This window comes from Amnimonas aquatica (assembly GCF_002943415.1).
GTDB lineage: Bacteria > Pseudomonadota > Gammaproteobacteria > Pseudomonadales > Moraxellaceae > Perlucidibaca > Perlucidibaca aquatica_A.
This window is the reverse complement of the sequence record NZ_PTQZ01000217.1, coordinates 1-3014: the sequence shown is the minus strand read 5'-3', so window position 1 is coordinate 3014 and position 3014 is coordinate 1. Positions and strand designations below refer to the sequence as shown.

Annotated in this window: 5 protein-coding genes; 1 reads left to right on the top strand and 4 read right to left on the bottom strand. The window is 72.2% G+C overall.

Annotated elements, in window-relative coordinates; translation table 11 throughout:
* Window positions 1-76, top strand: a 76-nt coding sequence (locus C5O18_RS10920; protein ID WP_241146786.1) for a hypothetical protein, incomplete at its 5' end; no start/stop codon positions are given.
* A gap of 119 nt (window positions 77-195) precedes the next feature.
* Here the strand turns inward: C5O18_RS10920 and C5O18_RS08110 are convergent.
* From C5O18_RS08110 to C5O18_RS08095, 4 genes are all read right to left on the bottom strand, one after another.
* Complete coding sequence (locus C5O18_RS08110) at window positions 196-1116, bottom strand: glutathione S-transferase family protein (protein ID WP_105193031.1); 921 nt, start codon at window positions 1114-1116, stop codon at window positions 196-198.
* 33 nt (window positions 1117-1149) lie between these two features.
* Complete coding sequence (locus tag C5O18_RS08105) at window positions 1150-1470, bottom strand: TrmH family RNA methyltransferase (protein WP_105193029.1); 321 nt, start codon at window positions 1468-1470, stop codon at window positions 1150-1152.
* Window positions 1467-1925, bottom strand: coding sequence for a TrmH family RNA methyltransferase (locus C5O18_RS11180; RefSeq protein ID WP_105193027.1), 459 nt, complete (start codon window positions 1923-1925; stop codon window positions 1467-1469). The genes C5O18_RS08105 and C5O18_RS11180 overlap by 4 nt, the downstream gene beginning before the upstream one ends.
* Window positions 1926-1995: 70 nt before the next feature.
* Complete coding sequence (locus C5O18_RS08095) at window positions 1996-2973, bottom strand: alpha/beta hydrolase (protein WP_105193025.1); 978 nt, start codon at window positions 2971-2973, stop codon at window positions 1996-1998.
* Window positions 2974-3014: the final 41 nt, after the last annotated feature.

Here is a 3014-nt window from a genome sequence, read left to right as displayed (position 1 = left end):
GAACTACGTCGACGGCGCCAACATCGCCGGCTTCGTGAAAGTCGCCGACGCCATGCTGGCCCAGGGCGTCTACTGAGCGGCTCGCGCCAGGCCGGCACACGACCGGCAGGTGGCGAACCAGCCGCATGAAAAAGCCCCGGAACGGTCGCCGTCCCGGGGCTTTTTCATGCGTGGCCGCCGGCCCCGCAACCTGCTTCAGAGCGCCCTGAGCACATAGCCCTCGCGCGGGAAGTGCACATGCAGCAGCCCCAGCGCGGCATCCTCGCGAGCCAGGATCAGGCGCTGCGCGCTGGCGCCAACCAGCCGCCCCGTGGTCGCCTCGCGGGCATAGTCGGCCGGCGCCACCGAGACTTCGCGGCCGGACAGCGGGTCATCCTGCATGCCGGCCGGAACGGCACGCGGCAAGGCCTCGCGCGCAACCTCCAGGGCCTGCGCCGGCGTGATCGCCTCCGGACGGCCATGGCCGGCGGCGCGGATGCGGTCCATCCAGGCGTTGACCCGGTCATGCCCGCGCAGCAGCGGCGACTCCGCCAGATCACGCAGGAACCAGAGGCTGTGATAGGCCGAGAAATCGGCATGGCAGGGCTGGTCGCCGAACAGCCAGTCGTGCTGCGTCAGGCGCGCCTCCAGATCGGCGAGGTGCGACCGGACCCGCGCCTTCGCCGCGAGCGGCTCGACACCCCTGACCCGGGCACGGCGCCCGACCGCCACGCGATCGGCGAGGAAGCGCGCCATGTCGGCGACCGGCATCGAAGACCAGAACCGGCGCGCCAGCGCCAGGCTGCCGGAGGACATGAGGCAGGCCAGGAACACCTGCAGATCGACCTCGCGCACGAAGTCGCGCGCCGCCTGCGGACACTGCGCCAGGTCCAGCAGCGGACGGCCGGACAGCGCCGCGATCTCCGCCGCGATGATGCGCGTATCGCAGAAGATGTCGGCGCCGATCTGCGCCAGCGGCACCTTGCGGTAGCCGCCGGCCAGCGCCGCCAGCACCGGCCGCGGCGGCATCTCGCGGGTCGGCGCGGAGCGCCAGGACAGGTCGGCGACGCCGAGCATGGCGCGCGTCTTCTCCGAGAACGGCGACATGGGGTAGTTGTGCAGGATCAGCGTCGACATGCGGGGCTCCCGTCGGGACCGGCCGGTTGAGGATCAGGCCGGGCGCGCGCGGCGCCAGCCATCGAGTAGGATGCCGGTGGCGACACCGGCGTTCAGTGATTCGGCGGCGCCGAAACGGGGAATGGTCAGGCGCCGCGTGAGCTGCGCCTGCACGGCATCCGACAGCCCGTGCGACTCGTTGCCGATGACCAGCACGCCGCCGGTGAAGGCCGGCGACAGGGCATGCGCGGACTCGCCGTCGAGCACCGCCCCGGCGACCGCGATGCCGGCCGCGCGCCGCGCCGCCAGCCATGCCGGCAGATCGACCGTGCTCACCGGCACGCGCAGGAAGGAGCCCATGCTGGCCGCGATCACCTTGGGACTCTGCCACTCGGCCGTGGTCGCCGAACACACCNGCGCAGGATGGTGCCGAGGTTGCCGGGATCGCGAATGTCGTCCAGCGCCAGCGTCAGCGATGCGTCATGCACCGGCAACGTCGGCCAGTCGCGGCGCCCCGCGACCGCGATGGCACTGTCGTTGTGCTCGTAGGTGCCCAGACTGGTGAGCAGCGCCTCGCCGACCTCGACCAGGCGCAGGCCGCGGCGCGCCGCCAGCAGGCCCAGCTCGGCGCCGGCGACGGATGCCAGGTGCCCCGGGGTGGCGTAGACCACGCGCACCGGCCAGTCGGCGGCGAGCAGCTCGGCAACGCTCTTGCCGCCCTCGACCAGGAAGGAACCCTGCTCACGGCGGCCTTTCTTGGCGTGCAGCTCGCGCACACGCTTCTGCTCGGCCCGGGTCGGCCCCTGGCCGGCGGCCCCGTGCGGGGACATGTCATGAGAGGAAGTCATGAGGCGCGATGCTACCCGCGCCGGACACGCGCGTCACGCGGCGCGGACACGCTCACGCCGCCAGCGGCAGCACCGGCGACTCGATCTCCGCCACGAAGCGCGCGATGTGCCGGAACGCGCTGCGTCCTTCCGGCAGCACCGCCGCCATGAGGGGGAACACGTGCGGCATGCGGTGCCATTCCTCGTAATGCACGCGCACGCCGGCCGCGCGCGCCTTGGCCGCCATGCGGCGGGCATCGTCGCGCAGCACCTCGGTGCTGCCGACCAGCACGTAGAGCGGCGGCAGGCCGGTGAAGCTGCCATGCAGCGGCGACACCAGGGCATCGTAGGGACTGCGGTCGCGGGTCAGGAAGCGCGAGATGAACTGCAGCGCCGACGGCGGGATGAAGGGATCACGGCGGGCGTTGCCGTGGATCGACGGCGAGTCGCCGCTGAGGTCGGTCCAGGGCGAGATGCACACCCCGCAGGACGGCATGGGCAGGCCGCGGTCGCGCAGGGTCTGCAGCAGCACCAGGGTCAGATGCCCACCGGCGGAGTCGCCGCTGATCACGATGTCCTTGCCTTCGTAGCCACGCGCCAGCAGGTACTGGTAGGCCTGCACGGCGTCATCGCGCCAGTCCTCGAAGGTGTGGCGCGGCGCCAGGCGGTAGTCGATGGCCAGCACCGGCCGGCGCAGCTGACGCGACATCCGCCAGGTGACCTGGCGGTGCATGGCCGCGGAACCGAAGAAATAGCCGCCGCCATGCAGGTAGAGCACGACCTGGCGTGATCCGGCCGCCGACGGCACCCGCACCCACTCGCCGCGCACCTGCGGCGTGCGCACCGGCAGCACCTGCACCCGCGAAGGCACGCGCGCCAGCAGCGGCGCGGTGGCGCCGAACAGCCGGCGCAGCGTGAGCAGGCCCGATGACGAGCGCACGGTCAGGTGCGCCAGCGGACGCACCGACAGGGACATGGCCCAGTCGATGGCATAGGCCTGCGGACTGACCTGCTGGCGGGGACGGAGGATGTCGCGGAGGCTGTGACTCATGGCGGCGGATTTCCCTGTCTTGTTGCGCGCCGTTTGCTGCG

Bases quoted from the DNA above. Each gene is read 5' to 3' on its own strand.
- C5O18_RS08110 (WP_105193031.1), bottom strand. From the start codon at position 1,116: ATGTCGACGCTGATCCTGCACAACTACCCCATGTCGCCGTTCTCGGAG.
- C5O18_RS08095 (WP_105193025.1), bottom strand. From the start codon at position 2,973: ATGAGTCACAGCCTCCGCGACATCCTCCGTCCCCGCCAGCAGGTCAGT.